General features: G+C 57.5%; 16 protein-coding genes. 8 read left to right on the top strand and 8 right to left on the bottom strand.

Annotation, left to right across the window (positions count from 1 at the left end):
• The 5 genes from NTW95_12795 to NTW95_12775 form a co-directional block, all read right to left on the bottom strand.
• Positions 1–1,293 carry a 3-isopropylmalate dehydratase large subunit gene (locus NTW95_12795; GenBank protein ID MCX6558287.1) on the bottom strand — a complete coding sequence of 431 codons (1,293 nt, stop codon included), beginning with the start codon at positions 1,291–1,293 and terminating at the stop codon, positions 1–3.
• Between the two features lie 26 nt (positions 1,294–1,319).
• Positions 1,320–2,513: a CaiB/BaiF CoA-transferase family protein gene (locus NTW95_12790; GenBank protein ID MCX6558286.1), complete on the bottom strand. Its 1,194-nt coding sequence runs from the start codon at positions 2,511–2,513 to the stop codon at positions 1,320–1,322.
• Positions 2,514–2,525: 12 nt separating this feature from the next.
• Positions 2,526–3,443 carry a hydroxymethylglutaryl-CoA lyase gene (locus NTW95_12785; protein MCX6558285.1) on the bottom strand — a complete coding sequence of 306 codons (918 nt, stop codon included), beginning with the start codon at positions 3,441–3,443 and terminating at the stop codon, positions 2,526–2,528.
• A 46-nt stretch (positions 3,444–3,489) separates the two neighbouring features.
• The gene (locus NTW95_12780) at positions 3,490–4,635 is read right to left on the bottom strand and encodes an isocitrate/isopropylmalate dehydrogenase family protein (GenBank protein MCX6558284.1); all 1,146 of its coding nucleotides are present in this window, start codon (positions 4,633–4,635) and stop codon (positions 3,490–3,492) included.
• Between the two features lie 89 nt (positions 4,636–4,724).
• Positions 4,725–5,345, bottom strand: a complete 621-nt coding sequence (locus NTW95_12775; GenBank protein ID MCX6558283.1) for a nitroreductase family protein — start codon at positions 5,343–5,345, stop codon at positions 4,725–4,727.
• A 176-nt stretch (positions 5,346–5,521) separates the two neighbouring features.
• Here NTW95_12775 and NTW95_12770 point away from each other — a divergent pair, with 176 nt between their 5' ends.
• On the top strand, positions 5,522–5,935 hold the full coding sequence (locus tag NTW95_12770) for a hypothetical protein (protein MCX6558282.1): 414 nt from the start codon (positions 5,522–5,524) through the stop codon (positions 5,933–5,935).
• 82 nt (positions 5,936–6,017) lie between these two features.
• Here the strand turns inward: NTW95_12770 and NTW95_12765 are convergent, their stop codons facing one another.
• Entirely contained in the window at positions 6,018–8,135 is a 2,118-nt protein-coding gene (locus NTW95_12765) for a prolyl oligopeptidase family serine peptidase (GenBank protein ID MCX6558281.1), read from the bottom strand.
• A gap of 99 nt (positions 8,136–8,234) precedes the next feature.
• Here NTW95_12765 and NTW95_12760 point away from each other — a divergent pair, with 99 nt between their 5' ends.
• Both NTW95_12760 and NTW95_12755 read left to right on the top strand, forming a co-directional pair.
• Positions 8,235–8,852: a ComF family protein gene (locus NTW95_12760; protein MCX6558280.1), complete on the top strand. Its 618-nt coding sequence runs from the start codon at positions 8,235–8,237 to the stop codon at positions 8,850–8,852.
• A complete protein-coding gene (locus NTW95_12755) occupies positions 8,849–9,802 on the top strand; it encodes a DNA-processing protein DprA (GenBank protein MCX6558279.1) in 954 nt (317 codons plus the stop codon). Before NTW95_12760 ends, NTW95_12755 begins: the two co-directional genes overlap by 4 nt.
• 46 nt (positions 9,803–9,848) lie before the next feature.
• Here NTW95_12755 and NTW95_12750 read toward each other — a convergent pair whose 3' ends face one another.
• A complete protein-coding gene (locus NTW95_12750) occupies positions 9,849–10,370 on the bottom strand; it encodes a BON domain-containing protein (GenBank protein MCX6558278.1) in 522 nt (173 codons plus the stop codon).
• 192 nt (positions 10,371–10,562) lie between these two features.
• Here NTW95_12750 and NTW95_12745 point away from each other — a divergent pair, with 192 nt between their 5' ends.
• From NTW95_12745 to NTW95_12725, 5 genes are all read left to right on the top strand, one after another.
• A complete protein-coding gene (locus NTW95_12745; GenBank protein ID MCX6558277.1) occupies positions 10,563–11,144 on the top strand; it encodes an RDD family protein in 582 nt (193 codons plus the stop codon).
• Positions 11,145–11,175: 31 nt separating this feature from the next.
• Positions 11,176–14,025, top strand: coding sequence for a diguanylate cyclase (locus tag NTW95_12740; protein ID MCX6558276.1), 2,850 nt, complete (start codon positions 11,176–11,178; stop codon positions 14,023–14,025).
• 159 nt (positions 14,026–14,184) lie between these two features.
• Positions 14,185–14,526, top strand: coding sequence for a PadR family transcriptional regulator (locus tag NTW95_12735; protein ID MCX6558275.1), 342 nt, complete (start codon positions 14,185–14,187; stop codon positions 14,524–14,526).
• Positions 14,519–15,493 (top strand): hypothetical protein, encoded by a 975-nt coding sequence (locus tag NTW95_12730; protein MCX6558274.1) that lies wholly within the window; start codon positions 14,519–14,521, stop codon positions 15,491–15,493. The genes NTW95_12735 and NTW95_12730 overlap by 8 nt, the downstream gene beginning before the upstream one ends.
• 6 nt (positions 15,494–15,499) lie before the next feature.
• Complete coding sequence (locus tag NTW95_12725) at positions 15,500–15,667, top strand: hypothetical protein (GenBank protein MCX6558273.1); 168 nt, start codon at positions 15,500–15,502, stop codon at positions 15,665–15,667.
• A gap of 21 nt (positions 15,668–15,688) precedes the next feature.
• Here NTW95_12725 and NTW95_12720 read toward each other — a convergent pair whose 3' ends face one another.
• Positions 15,689–16,123, bottom strand: a complete 435-nt coding sequence (locus NTW95_12720; GenBank protein ID MCX6558272.1) for a pyridoxamine 5'-phosphate oxidase family protein — start codon at positions 16,121–16,123, stop codon at positions 15,689–15,691.
• Positions 16,124–16,269: the final 146 nt, after the last annotated feature.

The raw sequence follows: 16,269 nt of genomic DNA, 5'->3' as shown, positions 1-16,269 counted from the left end.
TTATTTTCCTCCTTTTCTGGGATCGGTAATAACGCCGGTTATGGCGCTGGCTGCTGCAACGGCAGGCGAACACAGGTAAACCTCGGCATTGGGGTTGCCCATCCGGCCCTTGAAATTGCGGTTGGTGGTGGCCAAGGCCACATCGCCGTCGGCCAGGGCGCCCTGGTGAATCCCCAGGCAGGGGCCGCAGCCCGAATTCATGACCACGGCGCCGGCTTCCATAAAGGTGGTAATATAACCTTTCTTTAAGGCCTGCAGATAGATCCGCGTCGAAGCCGGAAAGATCAGCATGCGCGTCTGCGTGGCTACCTTTTTGCCTTTGAGGATCTTGGCAGCGATGGCCAGGTCGTCGAGGCGGCCATTGGTGCAGGAACCGATGACGATCTGGTTGATCTTGATTCCCAAGACTTCCTTGATTGTTTTGACATTGTCCACAGTGTGCGGGCAGGCGATCTGCGGTTCCAGCTTGGAAACGTTGATTTCGATCACCTGGTCGTAGACGGCGTCGGCGTCGGGTCCGAAAATATCGATTTTTTCATTGACCCCGGCTTCCTCTTTCAAATAGCGGACGGTCTCCTCATCGGGCGGCACGATCCCGGACGTGGCGCCGGCTTCGACCGTCATATTGCAGATAACCAGACGGCCCGAGGTCGACATTTGCTCAATGGCCGGTCCATGGAACTCGATGACCTTGAAATTGGCGCCCTCGGCCGTCAGCTTGCCGACCAGGTGCAAGATCAGATCCTTGGGAGCCACGTGGCGTTTGAACTTGCCCGAGCAGACCACCTTGATCGTTCCCGGAACCTCCACGTTCAGCACCCGCCCCAGCGTCCAAACAGCCGCCATCTCGGTGGCCCCGATGCCGAAGGAGAAAGCGCCAAGGGCGCCATGGCTGGTGGTGTGGCTGTCGGTGCCGACCACGACGCTTCCCGGACGCACATAGCCGAATTCGGGCAGGATCTGGTGGCAGATGCCGCCGCCATCGCCGCGGATGTCATGAAATTTGGCAATCCCCTGCTTAGCCACGAAGTCCCTTATTTTCTTCTGGTTGCCGGCTGTTTTCGAGCTTTCGGCCGGCACGCGGTGATCGAAAATAATGGCAATCTTGCTCGGATCCCAGACCTTGGCCTCCAGGCCCGTGTCCTGGTAGATTTCCCTGAACTGGTTGATGACCAGCGCGCCGTTCTCGTGCGACATGGCCATGTCCACCCCGGGTTCCAGCACGTCTCCCGCCTTGACCGCGGCCTGGTTGGTGGCCTTGGCAAGGATTTTTTCAACCATTGTCATTCCCATGATGTTTCCTCCTTTATGGGTTGCGCTCAGATCGCGCCTTTTTCCTTTAAAGCCTTGACCTCTTCTTCCTTGTAGCCGAGCCGTTTGAGGATTTCCCCGGTATGGGCCGAAAGGCGTGGCGGCGGGGCATCGATCTTCGCCGGCGTCTTGGAAAACTTGGCCGTCAGATTGAAGAGCTTGATGTCGCCGATGCCCGGTTCCTTGACCGTGGCGATGACCTGGCGATGTTCGCTTTGCGGCTGCAGCAGCGCCTTCTCCAGACCGTAGATGTCGCCGCTGGGGATCCCCTTGTCGTTCAATGCATCCACCCAGTGCTGGGTGGGTTTCTGAATGAGCTTTTCCTCCAGCAACGGCGTCAGTTGCTTGCGGTTGGCTTTTCGCGTATCGCGTTCCTGGAAACGCGGATCGGTCTTCAGCTCCGGCAGGCCCAGGGCGTCGGCCAGGTCTTCCCATTGCTTCTGCTGGTTGGCGGCGATATTGACGTAGCCATCCTGGGTGCGGAAGGTGCCGGACGGGGCGGCGGTGAAGTTGTCGTTGCCCATCAATACCGGCTGCTGCCCGCCGATGAGCAGGTTGGCTGCCACCCAGCCCATCAGCGGCATGATCGAATCGAGCATAGCGATATCGATGAACTGCCCCTCGCCACTGTGTTCGCGATGGTAGAGGGCGGCCATGATGGCGAAGGCGGCGTTCAGGCCGCCGACGGTATCGCAGACCGGGAAGCCGGCGCGCAGCGGGTTGAGCCGCTCGTCGCCGTTGACGGCCATTGCCCCGGAAAGGCCCTGGATGATCTGGTCGTAGGCCGGCTTGAACGCGTCGGGGCCGGTCTGGCCGAAGCCGGAAATGGCGCAATAGATGATTTTGGGGTTGATCTTGCAGATCTTTTCATAGGAGAAGCCAAGCTTGTCCATGACGCCGGGGCGAAAATTCTCCACCACGATGTCGGCCGTCTTGAGCAACTTGCGGAAAATCTCCTTGCCCTCTTCGAACTTGAGGTTGAGGGTCAGAGATTTTTTATTGGCGTTCTGGGCCAGGAAGCTCGTTCCCATCAACTGCTTGTTGAGGGGATTGACATTGCCCAATTTGCGCGCCAGGTCGCCGCCGTCGGGGTTCTCGATCTTGATCACCTCGGCTCCCAACAGGGCCAGGTGCATGGTGCAGAACGGGCCGGAAAGGACATTGGTCAGGTCGAGGACCCTGATTTTATCCAATAAGTTCATATTCGCTCTCCTTTACTGCGCTTTTTTGAAATTGACGATGGAGCCCGATTTCAGGATGAAGCCGGGCAGCTCGCGGTTGAAAAAGCGGCCGAGATCGCGCGCGGTCTCGACAAGTTTTTCCAGGTCGATCTCCTTGGCCAGGCCCTGGCGCTGCAGCGAATGGACCAGGTCCTCGCTGCAGACGTTGCCGGCCGCCACTTTGGTGAAGGGGCAGCCGCCCAGGCCGCCGAGCGCCGCCTCAAAATAGGTGACGCCCGCTTTCATGGCGGCATAGCAGTTGGCCAGCCCCAAGCCGTAGGTATTGTGGAAATGGCAGGCCAGTTCAACCTTGTTGTCGCGCTTCACGATTTCCGCATACAGGGATTCGACCTGGGGCGGGTAGGCGTGGCCGGCCGTGTCGGCCAGGCTGATGTTGCGGATGCCCGCCTCCAGGTATTTGTCGACAATGGACAGAACCCGTTCCCGGGGAATGGGCCCTTCAAAGCCGCAGCCGAAAGCCGATTGGATGGAGGCCTGAATGCGCTTCTGCGCTTTGATGGCCGCCTGGGCCATGGCGATGATCTGAACGACGGCCTCTTCCGTGCCCTTGCCGGTGTTCTTGCGGCTGTGGGTGTCGCTGGCCGAGACCCCCATGCAGAAGAGGTCGACGCCGCAGGCCATGCCACGCTCCAGCCCTTTTTCATTGAGCACCAGCCCCGACAAGATGGCGGCGGGTTTCTTGTCCTTCTGGCTGAAATGGGCGAACAGCTTGTCGGTATCTGCCATCTGCGGTACTTTTTCCGGATTGACGAACGAGCCGAGCTGGATCATGCCGATCCCGGCCGCGAGCAGGCTCTCCACCCATTCGATCTTTTTTTCCATGGGGACGGTCTGCTTCTCGATCTGCAACCCGTCGCGCAATCCCACTTCGTGGATTTTGATTTCGCTCATATGCTCACTCCTAAATCCTATCCCTAGAGAAACTCAGCAACGCACGCTATAACTTCTTGGCGATCGCTTCGGCCATCTCCAGCGTCGTGTTGCTGCCGCCCAGGTCATAGGTGCGCACTGTGCCTTCCTTGATTACCGCGGCCACGGCTCGCTCAACCTTGTCCGCCTTTTCGGTCTCGCCCAGCCAGGTTAGCATCATCTTGGCCGCCAGGATGGTGGCGATGGGATTCACCTTGTATTGGCCGGCATATTTGGGGGCCGAGCCATGCGTGGGCTCAAACACCGCCAGTTTGGTGCCGATGTTGCCCGAGCAGCCAAAACCCAGGCCGCCGACCATCTGGGCGCAGAGGTCGGAGATGATGTCGCCGAACAGGTTGGTGGCGACCAGCACTTCATAGTTCGTGGGGTTTTTCAGCAGCCACATGCAGATGGCGTCGACGTTGGCATCATCGCATTTGATGCCGGGATAATCCTTGGCCACCTCCTTGGCGATCTCAAGAAAAAGTCCCTCGGTGGCGCGCACCACGTTGGCCTTGTGGATGATGGTCACTTTTTTGCGGCCGTATTGCTTGGCGTACTCAAACGCCGCGCGCACGATCCGCTCCGATCCCTTTTTGGTGTTGATCTTGCAGGTCAGGGCGTACTGGTCCAGCGGCACATCCTTGAAGGCGGCGAACGGCTTGGAGATCTTCAGCAGGGTGTCCTTCAACTCCTGGGGTATGGGGTTGAATTCAACGCCGGCGTAAAGACCCTCGGTGTTCTCGCGGAAAACAACCAAGTCGATCTCATTCTTGAAGTTGAGCGGATTGCCCGGGTAGGCCTTGCACGGCCGCAGACAGGTATAGAGGTCAAAGAGCTGGCGCATGCGCACGATGGGCGAGCGGTAGACCAGCCCCTTGCCCTTCAGCTCGGGGACCAGCTCGGCCTCGGCCGCCTTGACCGGCTTCGAGGTGATGGCGCCGAACATGGCGGCGTCGACGCTCTTGAGCAGGTCAATGGTGCGCTGCGGAAAGGCGTCGCCCTCCTTGCACCAGAACTCCCAGCCGATATCGCCTGTGATGTACTCGGCATTCAGCTTGATCTTATCCAGAACGATCTTTGCCGCCTCCAATACTTCGATGCCGATGCCGTCGCCCGGGAGCCAGGCGATCTTGTATTTTCGCCCCTGTGCTTTCTGATCTGAGATACTCATGCATGCCTCCTTTTAGCGATAATCTCGCAAAAAATTAATAGCATATTTGCCAAGGAAGGTCAATCCAAAAACAGCGGATTTGCCGCGTTTTAGGAAAGATATTTCACGCACGTTGTCAGCGGCAGTTTTTTCGGACCTGTGCTGACACGGAGCGCATAGCCGACCGGCACGATGGCCATGAATTCCCCCCGCGGCTCGCCCAGAAAATTCAACACCTCGTCCTTGATCAGGATCAGGATCCCCAGCCAGACGCTGCCGATCCCCATCGAGGAGGCTGCCAGGAGCATGTTCTGCACAGCTGCCGCTGAGCTTTGTATCTCCATGACCCGGAAAAAATCAAGAACCTCATCCTGCCTGGCCTCGAACAAGCGCGGCCCGCGCCGGATCAGTTCGCCGGTATTGACGACGGCGATGACGGCGGCCGAACTGGCGATACTGCGGCAAGCCATGCGCAGCAGCGTACAGGAGGGCCTTGGAAAATCCGCGGCTTCTCTCGCGACCAAATCGACCAGCTCCTCTCTTTTCTTCCCGCGCAGGACAATGAATCGCCATGATTGCTGGTTGTGCGCCGAAGGCGCCTGATTGGCGGCTTGCAGGATCGCGGTAATCTCCTTGTCGGCAATGTTTTTCTCGGGATTGAAATTCCGTATGCTGCGGCGCGATTGAATGACCGTCAAGACGTCGTTCGCCGCCCCGCTGTTTCCAGTCATTGCCATATTCTCACCTCCCTGGGAAAAACCGCCGCTGAAGGTCAATGGATTGATAGAGAGGCAATTATACCCCAAACGAGTAAACATGACTACCTCGGCAGCATTGACAACTTCCGGTAATATCCGTATCATTTGTAGCAAGTAAGAAAAATGAAAAGTTCAAAAGGAGCGTGAATATGAAAAAAACAATTGTATTGCTGACGATCGCTTTTATGATCGTTCCCTTCGTTGCCTGCGTGCACACCAATACCACGGTGTTGGATCCCGAAAAAGTCAGGGAGCCCATCGATCCCGACGAAGTGGTCATTTACACCACCGCCGCCAAGGTTCCCGGCGACTATGAAGAGATCGCCCTCTTGAATTCCAAGGCCGACAGCGCCTCAACCAGCGAAGCGCAGATGTTCAAATCGATGAGGAAAAAAGCCGCCAAAATAGGCGCGAACGGCATTATCCTGGACGCGGTCAGCGAGCCTTCGGTCGGCGCCAAGATCGCGGCGGCGGTTCTTTTCGGAAGCGGGGCGGAACGCAAGGGCAAAGCCGTGGCCATTTATGTGTTCCCGGGCACTCGAAAAAACAAGCCCCGCAACTGAGCGAACGAAACGCTGAATTAAAATATATCGCGGGGCGGTTTCTAGCTCCCGCCTCGATAAGTTCGCTGCCGGAGCAATGTAATTACCTGAACTCCGGCACGACCCCCATATTGAAAAACATGAAGGAAAACATGTCGGTATAGCGTTCGATGGTTTTGCTTGTCGTTGAACCGGTGCCATGCCCGACCTGGGTTTCGACACGGAGCAGGATGGGGTTCTTCCCTTTGTATTTCTCCTGCAGCGCGGCGGTGTATTTGAAAGAATGGGCGGGAAACACGCGATCGTCATGGTCGGCGGTCAGCACCAAGGTAGCCGGGTAAGCGACCCCTTCCCTGATGTTGTGCAGCGGCGAATAGGCGTATAGGTACTTGAACTGCTCGGGTTTTTCGCTCGAGCCGTACTCCCCGGCCCAGGCCCAGCCGATGGTAAATTTCTGATAGCGAAGCATGTCCAGCACCCCCACCTCGGGAAAAGCCACCTGGAAAAGTTCCGGCCGTTGGTTGATCACGGCGGCCACCAGCAAGCCGCCGTTGGAGGCCCCGTGAACGGCCAGTTTCTGGATCGACGTATAGCCTTTGCCGATCAGATACTCGGCGGCGGCGATAAAATCGTTGAACACGGTTTGCTTTTTTTCGAACATGGCGGCCCGGTGCCATTCCTCCCCGTATTCGCTGCCGCCGCGCAGGCAGGCCATGGCATAGACGCCGCCGCTTTCGAGCAACGGAACCAGGCTGGCCCTGAAATAAGGTTGCATGGCCGAATTGAAGCCCCCGTAGCCGTAGAGCAGGGTGGGATTCTGGCCGTCCAGCTTCAACCCCTTTTTATGGACGATGAATAGCGGAATCCGGGTTTTGTCCTTGCTTTCATAGAAAACCTGGCTGGTGGTGAAGCGCTCGGGATCGAATTGAACAACGGATTTGCGGAACAGCTCGGAGCGGTTCTCCTTCACCAGGTAGCGGTAGATAGCGGGAGGGAAAGTGAAAGAGGTGAAGGTATAGAAAACCTCGTTGTCCTCTTTTTTCCCTGAAAAACCGTAGGCAGTGCCGATTCCCGGCAAGGTGACGTCGTGGAGTTTTTTTCCGTCTGCCGCGTACACGCAAACCTGCGAATTGGCGTCCTGCAAATACGAGACGATCAGTCTGCCGCCCACGAAGGAGACATCGTCCATCTTTTCCCTGGCTTCAGGGATGATTGTTTTCCAGTTTTCCATTTGCGGTTTTTGCGGATCAATGAGGATCAGTCTGAAATGGGGCGCCTGAAAATCGGTCATGACCAGCAAGCCTTCGTCAGTCTCGCCGACAAATACGAATTGACCCAGGGGTTTGTCGACCAGGGAGATCACTTCAGAATCAGCCTCAAGATCCTTGCAGTAGAGGAAGTTGTGATTCGCCGAGCCTACCCAGCCGCTGATCACCAGGAATTTCTCGCTGTCGGTCACCTCGCCGCTGAATCCCAGCTCGGGATTGCTGCTGTCGCTGAATGTCAATTGATCTTCGCTCTGCGCAGTGCCCAGCTTGTGATAGAAGAGTTTTTGAAATTCGACTTTTGCCTTGAGCATATCGGATTCTTTTGGCTCATCGTAGCGGCTGTAGAAGAAGCCGTCCTTGTACCAGGACATTTCGGAGAATTTCGCCCAGCGGACATGGTCGGGCAGTTTTTTCCCTGTCTCCGTTTCGATGACGAAATATTCCCGCCAGTCGGACCCGCCCGGCGACACCCCGTAAGCGAAATACTTCTGGTCCCTGGAAAAGGCGGTATCGGTGAGGATGAGCCCTTGGGCGTTCGGGTCGAGCAAAACCCGGGCCTCGCCGTCCAGCCCTTTTTGGATATATACCACCGATTGTTCTTGCAAGCCCGTATTTTTCCTGAAGGTGTAATATTCGCCCTCTTTCGCGGCATCGGAGTACTTTTCATAGTTTGAGATTTCGGTCAGCCGCGCCCGGAATTTTTCGCGGCAGGGGATGGCGGCCAGATAGTTTTCGCTGAGCGTTTTCTGCGCCATCACCCAAGCTTCGGTTTCCGGCGTGTTGATATCCTCCAGCCAGCGATACGGATCGGCGACCTTCACGCCGAAGTAGTCGTCGACTTGATCTGTTTTTTTTGCAACCGGGTATTTCAGGGAGACCTTTTCCGCTCCACATATCGGCAGAAACAGATCCGCCATCACCAGGGCGATGAACGCTTTTTTAAATTGATTCATGGTGCCTCCTGTCATTCGCTGCCAGAGAAGATTTTAAAAAATCGGTCCGGGAAATGCAATAACCGCGGTATTTTGACAACCCGGGAGCACAATTATAGAATGTCAACGGATTTGTTAAAAATGAATATCGCTCCCAAAGCACTTATCGGCAACTGGTCGCACGGCTGGGCGCTGGACCAGCACACCCTGCACAGCACCGCCAGCGGTTTCGCCAACGACGGACATCCCGAATTCGGGACCGAAAGGAGCGAGATCGGCGAAGCGTTGTATCGGTTGAAATACCGCGCTGACATGGACCAAGTCGGGCCCATCGCCCATGCGGTCTCCGATTTCATCCTCAGCCGGTCCGAACTCGCCGATATCCAGGCGGTCCTGGCCGTGCCGCCGTCGGATACGCAACGCTCTTTCCAGCCGGTGGCTATGCTGGCGGCGCGAATCGGCGCGCAACTCGGCCTGCCGGCCCCCGACGATTACCTGCTGAAGGTGAAGCCGACCATGCCGCTGAAAAGCATCATTGGCAAGCGCATGCGCCGCGGTGAACTGGCGGACGCCTTCGCGGTCGTTGACCAGCGCTTTGCCGACGCGCACGTCCTCCTGTTCGACGACCTTTTCCGCTCGGGTGAAACGTTGAAAGCGGTGACGGCCGCGTTGCTTTTTCTCGGCAATGTGGCGCAAGTTTCCGTGGTCACGACAACCAGCACCCGCTCGAACCGATGAACACGATTGAAGGAAGAGCCTGGCAAGTCCTGGCCGGCGCCAAGGAGATCGGAGCGAAGGCCTTGTGGCGAATAGCCGATTATCTTGCCCAACAAAAAAAACCGGCATCCTGGCTGCTCCAGGATGCCGAAAAAATTGGATCAGTAATTTATCAGGGCCGGGCCGGCGCCAAACCGGTTTTTTTTGAACAGCCGAATGGGGAAACAACCCGATCCGGAAAACGCCCAGTGACCTTGCTGCATCCCTTCCATTCCGATTTTCCGCCAGGGATCAAAGTTCTGAGGGAACGATTTTCTTTTCCCGCCCTTTTTTACGCCTGGGGAAACCTGGCCATCCTTTCCCGACCGGCTGTGGCTGTCGTCGGCATGCGGGAGGCGGGGAAGAGTGAGCTGGACGCGGCCGCGGCCCTTGCCCGCGAACTCGCAAGCCACGGAGTCAATGTCATTTCCGGTTATGCCGGCGGCATCGATGGCGCAGCCCACCTGGCCGCCCTGCGCGCGGGCGGGACGACCTGCATTGTCCTGGCCGAAGGGATTGATCATTTTCAGGTTAAACCGGCTTTCAAGGATCTTTTACACGCGGACAATACGCTGGTGATTTCCCAATTCCCGCCTGACGCGCCCTGGGCGGCATACATGGCCATGACCCGCAACAAGCTGATCGGCGCCCTTTCCGGAGCCATGGTGGTGATCGCTTCCGGGCCGGAACGGAGCGTAAAAAATAAAAGTAGCGGCACTTTTAATGCCGCCGTTTCTTCCATGAAAATGGGAATTCCCGTCTTCATCGCCGTTTCCTCTTTCTTTAGCGCTGCGCCAGCCGGCAACAGCCAGTTGATCGCAAAAGGCGGCCGCCCCTGGGATCCGGCGCTTGGCGTTGAATCGATCCTGACGGTGCTGAATTCTCCGGCCCAAAAGACTTCCCGGCAACTCCGCCTCTTCCCGGAGGAGTGAGGCAGGTCCCCTTCGGCAGCCTCCGGGGACCATGCTCACCGGCACTTCATTTCTGGACGGTCAGGTTGTTGGTGACGGAAAAAACGCCATTGACTTTGCGGGCAGCCATAAACGCGTAGCGGCTGTCGCCTTCATTGCTTACGACGCCCTCCAGGGTTACGCGTCCGCCATTGACGATGATATGGATCGAGGGATTGGGGGCAAGGGCATAGCGGTAGAGGTCGGCCGCACCGAAGACGCGGCGATAGACCTGCAGGCGCAAGGCATCGTCGTTGCGCGACAGGGGCAAGACCTTGATTTCGTCGTTGACTTTGCCCACGCCCGTCAGCTTGGCGACGCGGCGGGAAATCTCTTCTTTGGTGATCGGCAGCAGCACCTGCCCCAGCAGGGTGACATCGCTGCCGTCCAACCGGTAGGAAAGGTTGTCAAAGACGCCGTAATGGGGAGCCAGGATAATCGCGTTGCGGATTCCTGCTTCCAAGGTGATGGCAGGCTGGACAGCCGGCTCCTGAACCTGGGGCGCGCCTGCAAGGACAAAGGTGCAAAGGGCGAGTAACAGCCAACTCACAAAAGCAATTTTTTTCATGTTTACCTCCTTTTTTCAATATGAGAACAAATTGGTTATATTTATCTTGCAAAATTAAAATATTTTACGGACCGCGGTAATGACGGGCTTTATTTTGCCAACATCCGATCCGAAGTCTTTATTGACAATCAACCCGGATTTGAACAAAATAACAGAAATAATAAAGGAGTCGGCATGATTCAAAAACACAAAGCGCATCCCGAGCAGGCCGGGTTTTTCCGGCGTTTCCTGGCATTCGTGATCGATTTTCTGATCATCATGGCTGTATCGACCGCGGTTTTTTTTGCCGCTTCCGAGATCGCTGCAGCGCGCCGCGGCGAAAAAGGAGAGTTTTCCCGGATGCGGGAGGCAATCCAAAGAGGAGAAGCCGTGGTGATCGGCTTAAACAAGAACCAGCCAGCCGAAGCTGACGGAAAAAAAGAAACGGAGAAAAAAACATATTACATCGGCGGCGAAAAATTTAACCTCGTTTTCGAATTTCTAATCGGCTACAGCTATTACATCATGTTCTTCCGCTTCGGCGGCCGCACCCTAGGCAAGCGCATGCTGCGCCTGCAGGTTATCGACTTGGAGGGACGACGGCGCCTAGGTTGGTACCAGTCACTGGAGCGCGCCCATGGATATGCGGCTTCGACCTTGCTGGCCTTTCTTGGATTTTTGCAGGTGCTCTGGGACCACGAGGGGCTAACCATGCACGACAAGCTGGCCGGGACCACGGTCATCCGGCTAAAGAAAAAACAAAATCCGCGACTTTGACAATCACCTGGAAAAATCCTATATTCGGAACATGAAAATTCGCTTCTCCCGGCTGCTGGCCATTATCATCCTGGTGTCGGCAGTTCCGGTGTTCTCCCAAGTATTGCCTTTCGAAATTTTCGGATTGAAGGAAGGTATCCCCCAATCACAGATCTCGGCTCTGGCCCAGGACCAGGAGGGATATTTGTGGGTCGGGACGTGGGGAGGGCTGGCCCGCTTCAATGGCAGCGAGTTCAGGAGCTTTTTTATGGAGGACGGCCTCCACAGCACCCGTATCCACGAGCTGCTGGTCGCCAGCGACGGCAGCATCTGGATAGCCACGGTGGCCGGCATATCGCGCTGGTATAACCACTGCTTGCAGATGATCAACGACCCGGCAGTCACTGCGGTTCAGTGCCGCGCCCTGGCCGAGGACGCACGCAACCGGATCTGGATCGGCACCGATAACGGCGTCGTGATTTTCGATCACGGGAAGTTCGCTGCCCTGCGCCAAGGGAATAGTAAGGTAGTCCCCAAGGTCTATGACATCCTCGTCGACCGCGAAGGGGTCCTGGTGGCCGCTGGCAACGGCTTGTGGCGCTATGTTGACGGCTCTCCTCCCCAGGCCATGAGCGGCCCGCCCGGGATCGACCCGGCCGACTACCGCGCCCTGACCGCGACCGCCGAAGGGACTTGGCTGGGGACAAGCGGAAACGGAGTCTGGCTACGTAATGACAGCCAATGGCGGAAAATCAGAGGCACAATCGCTGTCCCCCGGTCCGTCTACCGCCTGGCGGTCGAACCGTCTGGGATCCTGTACATCGCGACCATCGACAACGGCGTATTCCTCAAGCGGCCGGGTCAAACCGGCCTGGAGCATTGGGGGGTCGAGAACGGGCTGCCCTCAAACCTGGTCAGCGTCGTTCTCGAAGACCGGGAAGGCAATGTCTGGGTTGGCACCGATATAGGCGGCCTGGCGCGCCTCAGCGGTATGGCCGTGATCAACCATACCGAAAAACAGGGGTTGCCCAGTGCGTGCGTCTTCGGCATCTCCCCGGGCGACTCGCCCGATTCGCTCTGGCTGGGAACCATGCGCGGCGCCGCCCTTTACCAGGTGCGGCCTCAGCCCAGGGTGATCGAAACCGTCCGCGCCCGCGACGGTTTGGACAACGAATTGGTCTGGAAGGTCTTGCGCACCAGCGACGGCACACTGTGGTTCATGACCGACACGGCTTTGCTCTTTCGCAGGAAAGGGGAGAAGGTCGTCCGTCCCCTGCCGCCCGAAGTCCCCTTCCCGCGCACCAATCCCTATGACATGGCCATCGACAACCAGGGAAATTTATGGGGTTGCGGCGAAGGGAGCAGCGGCGGCTTGGCCCGGCGCGATGTTTCCGGCCGCTGGCGCATCTGGAACAAGACCTCGGCCGGGGAGCCCCTGATGGCCGTTCGCCTCCTGGCCTCCCGCCAGCGCGGCGGCGTCTACATTATTGCCAAGAGTAACTTCTATTTTTGCGACGGCGAAGCTGTGTCGCCCCTGGAAACCCGCTCACACTGCCCGCTGGAGGCGAGCGTCAGCATCACCGCCGTCATGGAGGATAGCCGCGGCCGCCTATGGGCGGGTAACGATGCCGGCCTGGCCGTGCTGGAGACCGACGGCCGCTGGCTTCTGCTGAACGACCGGCCTGGCTTCAGCAACCATCATGTCTTCTCCATCGGCGAAGACTGGAAAGGAGTGATCTGGGTAAATACGGCGCGGGGAGCCTTTCGTTTTCACGCTGAATACCGGGTGGAGGAGTTCAATCCCGACGATGGCTTAGCCGCTTGGGAGACCAACGCCAACGGTTTCTTTAGCGATAAGCGGGGCGACATATGGATCGGCACGGTCAATGGCCTTTCGCAGTACAACCCAGCCGGCAGTACTCCCAACACCAAGCCGCCCCGTCTGGTGGTCGAGAATGTCCGCCTGCCCGGGCGTTCGATCGATTACCCCCGTAATCTTGACCTTTCCTGGAAAGAGCGGACGCTCAGCTTCAACATCGCTATCCTCTCCTTTTGCAGCCGCAATCGCGCCGCCTACCGCGCCCGCATGGATGGCTTGGAGAACGAATGGCTTCCTTTGCGCCGCCTGGGCGAGCTACGCTATACCAACCTGCCCGCCGGCGACTTGAAGCTGCTGCTGCAGCCGGTCAACGAATCTGGGATTTGGGGTGAAACGATCATCCTGCCCATCCATGTCCGCCCCCCCTTCTGGATGACACTGTGGTTCCGCCTGGCCTTCCTGGCCGTTGTTTCGGCAACCGCGTTCGGAATCTTCCGTTGGCGCACTCTGCTGCTACGGCGGCGCAACCGGGAGCTGGAGCGCGAAGTGAGCAAACGCACCAGCGAGTTGGCCTACCTGGCCACCTATGACCCGTTGACCTCGCTGTTCAACCGCCGCGCCATCCTGACGCAGTTGGAGCGCGAGCTGCATCCCGAACGCGGCGGCAACCGCCAGTTGGGTTGCATCATGATCGATTTGAACCGCTTCAAGCTGGTCAACGACACGCTGGGTCACGCCGCCGGCGACCAGGTGCTGAAGGATATGGCCGCCAAGATCCAGGAATGCCTGCGCCAAGGAGACCTCCTCGGCCGCCTGGGCGGCGACGAATTCCTGGTGGTCCTGCCCGGAGCCGACCTGGGTTCGCTGCAAGCCGTTTACCGCCGCATCAGCGACCTGGCCTGCCGGGCGGGCGAAGGAACTGCCGCGGTTACAGTCACGGCAGCCTGCGGCGGGGTGACCATCCCCGCCGGCAGTTCGGCCGAACTTGCCGCAGTGCTGGCCCAAGCTGACAACCTGCTCTACCAAGTCAAGCGTACCGGCCGCCAGGGCGTTGCGCTCGAGACGTTCAAAGCACAGGATTGAGGAGCTCTTTTTACTGAGAATTTTCTAAAAAGCTGACGATTTTTTCTTTTTTCAAAAAAAATAAAAAAATAGTTGACATACTGTATGATACACATTATAATTATGACATGCAATTCATAAGTGTCAAACAGTATAGAAACCGGAACGCGAGGGGGCCCCATGTTGGACAATGAAATGGGCAGCATTGAAACCGAGATGAAGCGGGGCTTTCTCCAGCTTCTGACGCTAACGCTTCTCGAAAAAGATTCTTACGGCTATGCTATGGTGCGGCTCTGCCGCGAGCTGGGCTACGAGATCGAGGAAAACACCCTCTATCCCCTGCTGCGCCGGCTGGAAAAGAGAGGTCTGATCATGGGCAAATGGGAATTAAACGAGGAAAGACCGCGCAAATTCTATGCCGTCACAGCCGCCGGGCGGGACATGCGCAACGAACTGCTCGGCATCTGGAAAAAGCAGGATGAAATCATCAAACACATTTCAAAGGAGAATAAAAATGTTTAAGAACCTGGAAAATTATCTTGAAGAGGTCAGCCATTTTCTCTCCGGGCGCAAAGAGCGGGAGGAAATACTGGCCGAGATCCGCAGCCACATCCTGGAAAAAGCTGGGCATGAAGCTGCGCCGGTCACGGAAGGAGCAATGGCAAAGATCATCGCCGCATATGGCAAGCCCCGTCAGGTTGCCGAAAAATACCTAGACGGCCGGCCAGTCATTGCCCCCGCATACACGCGCCATTTGTTCCGCTACGCCACTCTCCTTTTTGCCATCCACCTCATTTTCATCGCCTTGGCCGTGATCTTCAAGCAAAGCTTCATCGTCTTCCCTTTCCTATTCATACCCCGCCTGGGCATAATCGGAGCCGTCATGTACCTGCCGGCGGCTTTCCTGGGCGACTTCGGTATCGTGGCCCTGGTCCTTTACTTCATCACCCAGAGCGGCAAGGAATTCAGGCTTCCCTGGCCCAAGTTCGCCCTGGACCTCGACGAGTTGAAGGCGCCCGACACAAAAACATTGGCAGCCAAGATCGCGACCATGGTCGGGGCCGGGATCATGCTGGCCCTGACCGGCCTCGGGATCAGCCTCTACTTGAAATTCCACTCCATTTTTTTCGTCAGCTTCAACTTCAAAAAATTCCAGCCGCTGCTGCTCCCCAAGCCCGGCCAGTTCATCTCGCTGGCCATGCTGGTCATGATCGCGGCTGGGACCATCGTCCTGTTCATCAAGGCTTTCAGCGCCTCGCGCCGCCTGGCGTGCTGGGTCGATGCGGTCGCCGACACCATGGTCCTCATCCTGATCGGGCTGGCTTTGCATCAGCCGTATACCACCCTGTTTGCCATTGCCATTCCGCCAAAGCTCCATGCCTGGAGTCACGTTTCACTGATTTATACACTGCTCTTTATTGCCCTGATGGTGGCCATCGACCTGGTGAAGAACCTGGTGCGCCTCGGCCGCAGCCGGCTGGCAAAGTGAAGTCCCATGGGAAGTCGCACTCGTGATCGGCGCGGCTGGCGGCGGCTCCTGGCCCGCTTGAAGCATGGCGCCCTCATCGCCCTCCTTATCCTGGTTCCCTTTGCCGGGGCCTTTCACCCGAAGTTGCGAAAACGGGAAAATCCCGAAGAAAAAGAGATCGGCGCCGAAAAATGAAGGTTCACCGCGCCGGGCGTTTTAACCTTGGTGCTTGCTTTCCCAAACCTCGGCAAGGAATGAGCCGGGGCTGTTGTATTCAATGCGAAGGGGGCGAACAAAGACCATGACGTAGTCGGGGTCATCGGGGCCCTTGAAGTAACGCCGCCACTCCTCATTCCAGTTTTCGGTCTTGGTTTTGCCGTCGCGGCGGATCTCGGCGCGTCCGGCGATCTGCAGGAAAGCCGAATCGTCGGGCGGCTGCAGGTTGCCGCAGGTTACGTGCACATCGGGATTGGCAACGATTTCACCAGCTTTGCGCGAACCCAAGCTGGTACAGAAACGCAAGGTAAAATCGGGATCGGCCGAGATGGTCACGTAGCGCACCCAGGGGGCGCCGCCGGCGGTGATCGTGGCCAGGGCGGCGGTCTGCCGGCGGCCGAGGATCTTCCAAATCCGTGCTTCCAGATCATTCATAAGGGTTTCCTCCAAGCCGCCATCATACCCGATTTTGCCGGCGGATGCCACGGTGAGCCGGCAAGAAGAGAAAACGGCGATTCCAGGTGAAAAAAAAATTGTAATATATTATACTTGTCTAGACTGAGATTTCACTATAACAGGCC

This window comes from Candidatus Aminicenantes bacterium, from assembly GCA_026393795.1.
In the GTDB taxonomy this organism is placed as follows: Bacteria; Acidobacteriota; Aminicenantia; order UBA2199; family UBA2199; genus UBA2199.
Note: the sequence above shows the minus strand (reverse complement) of the source record. Positions and strands in the feature narration are given on the sequence as shown.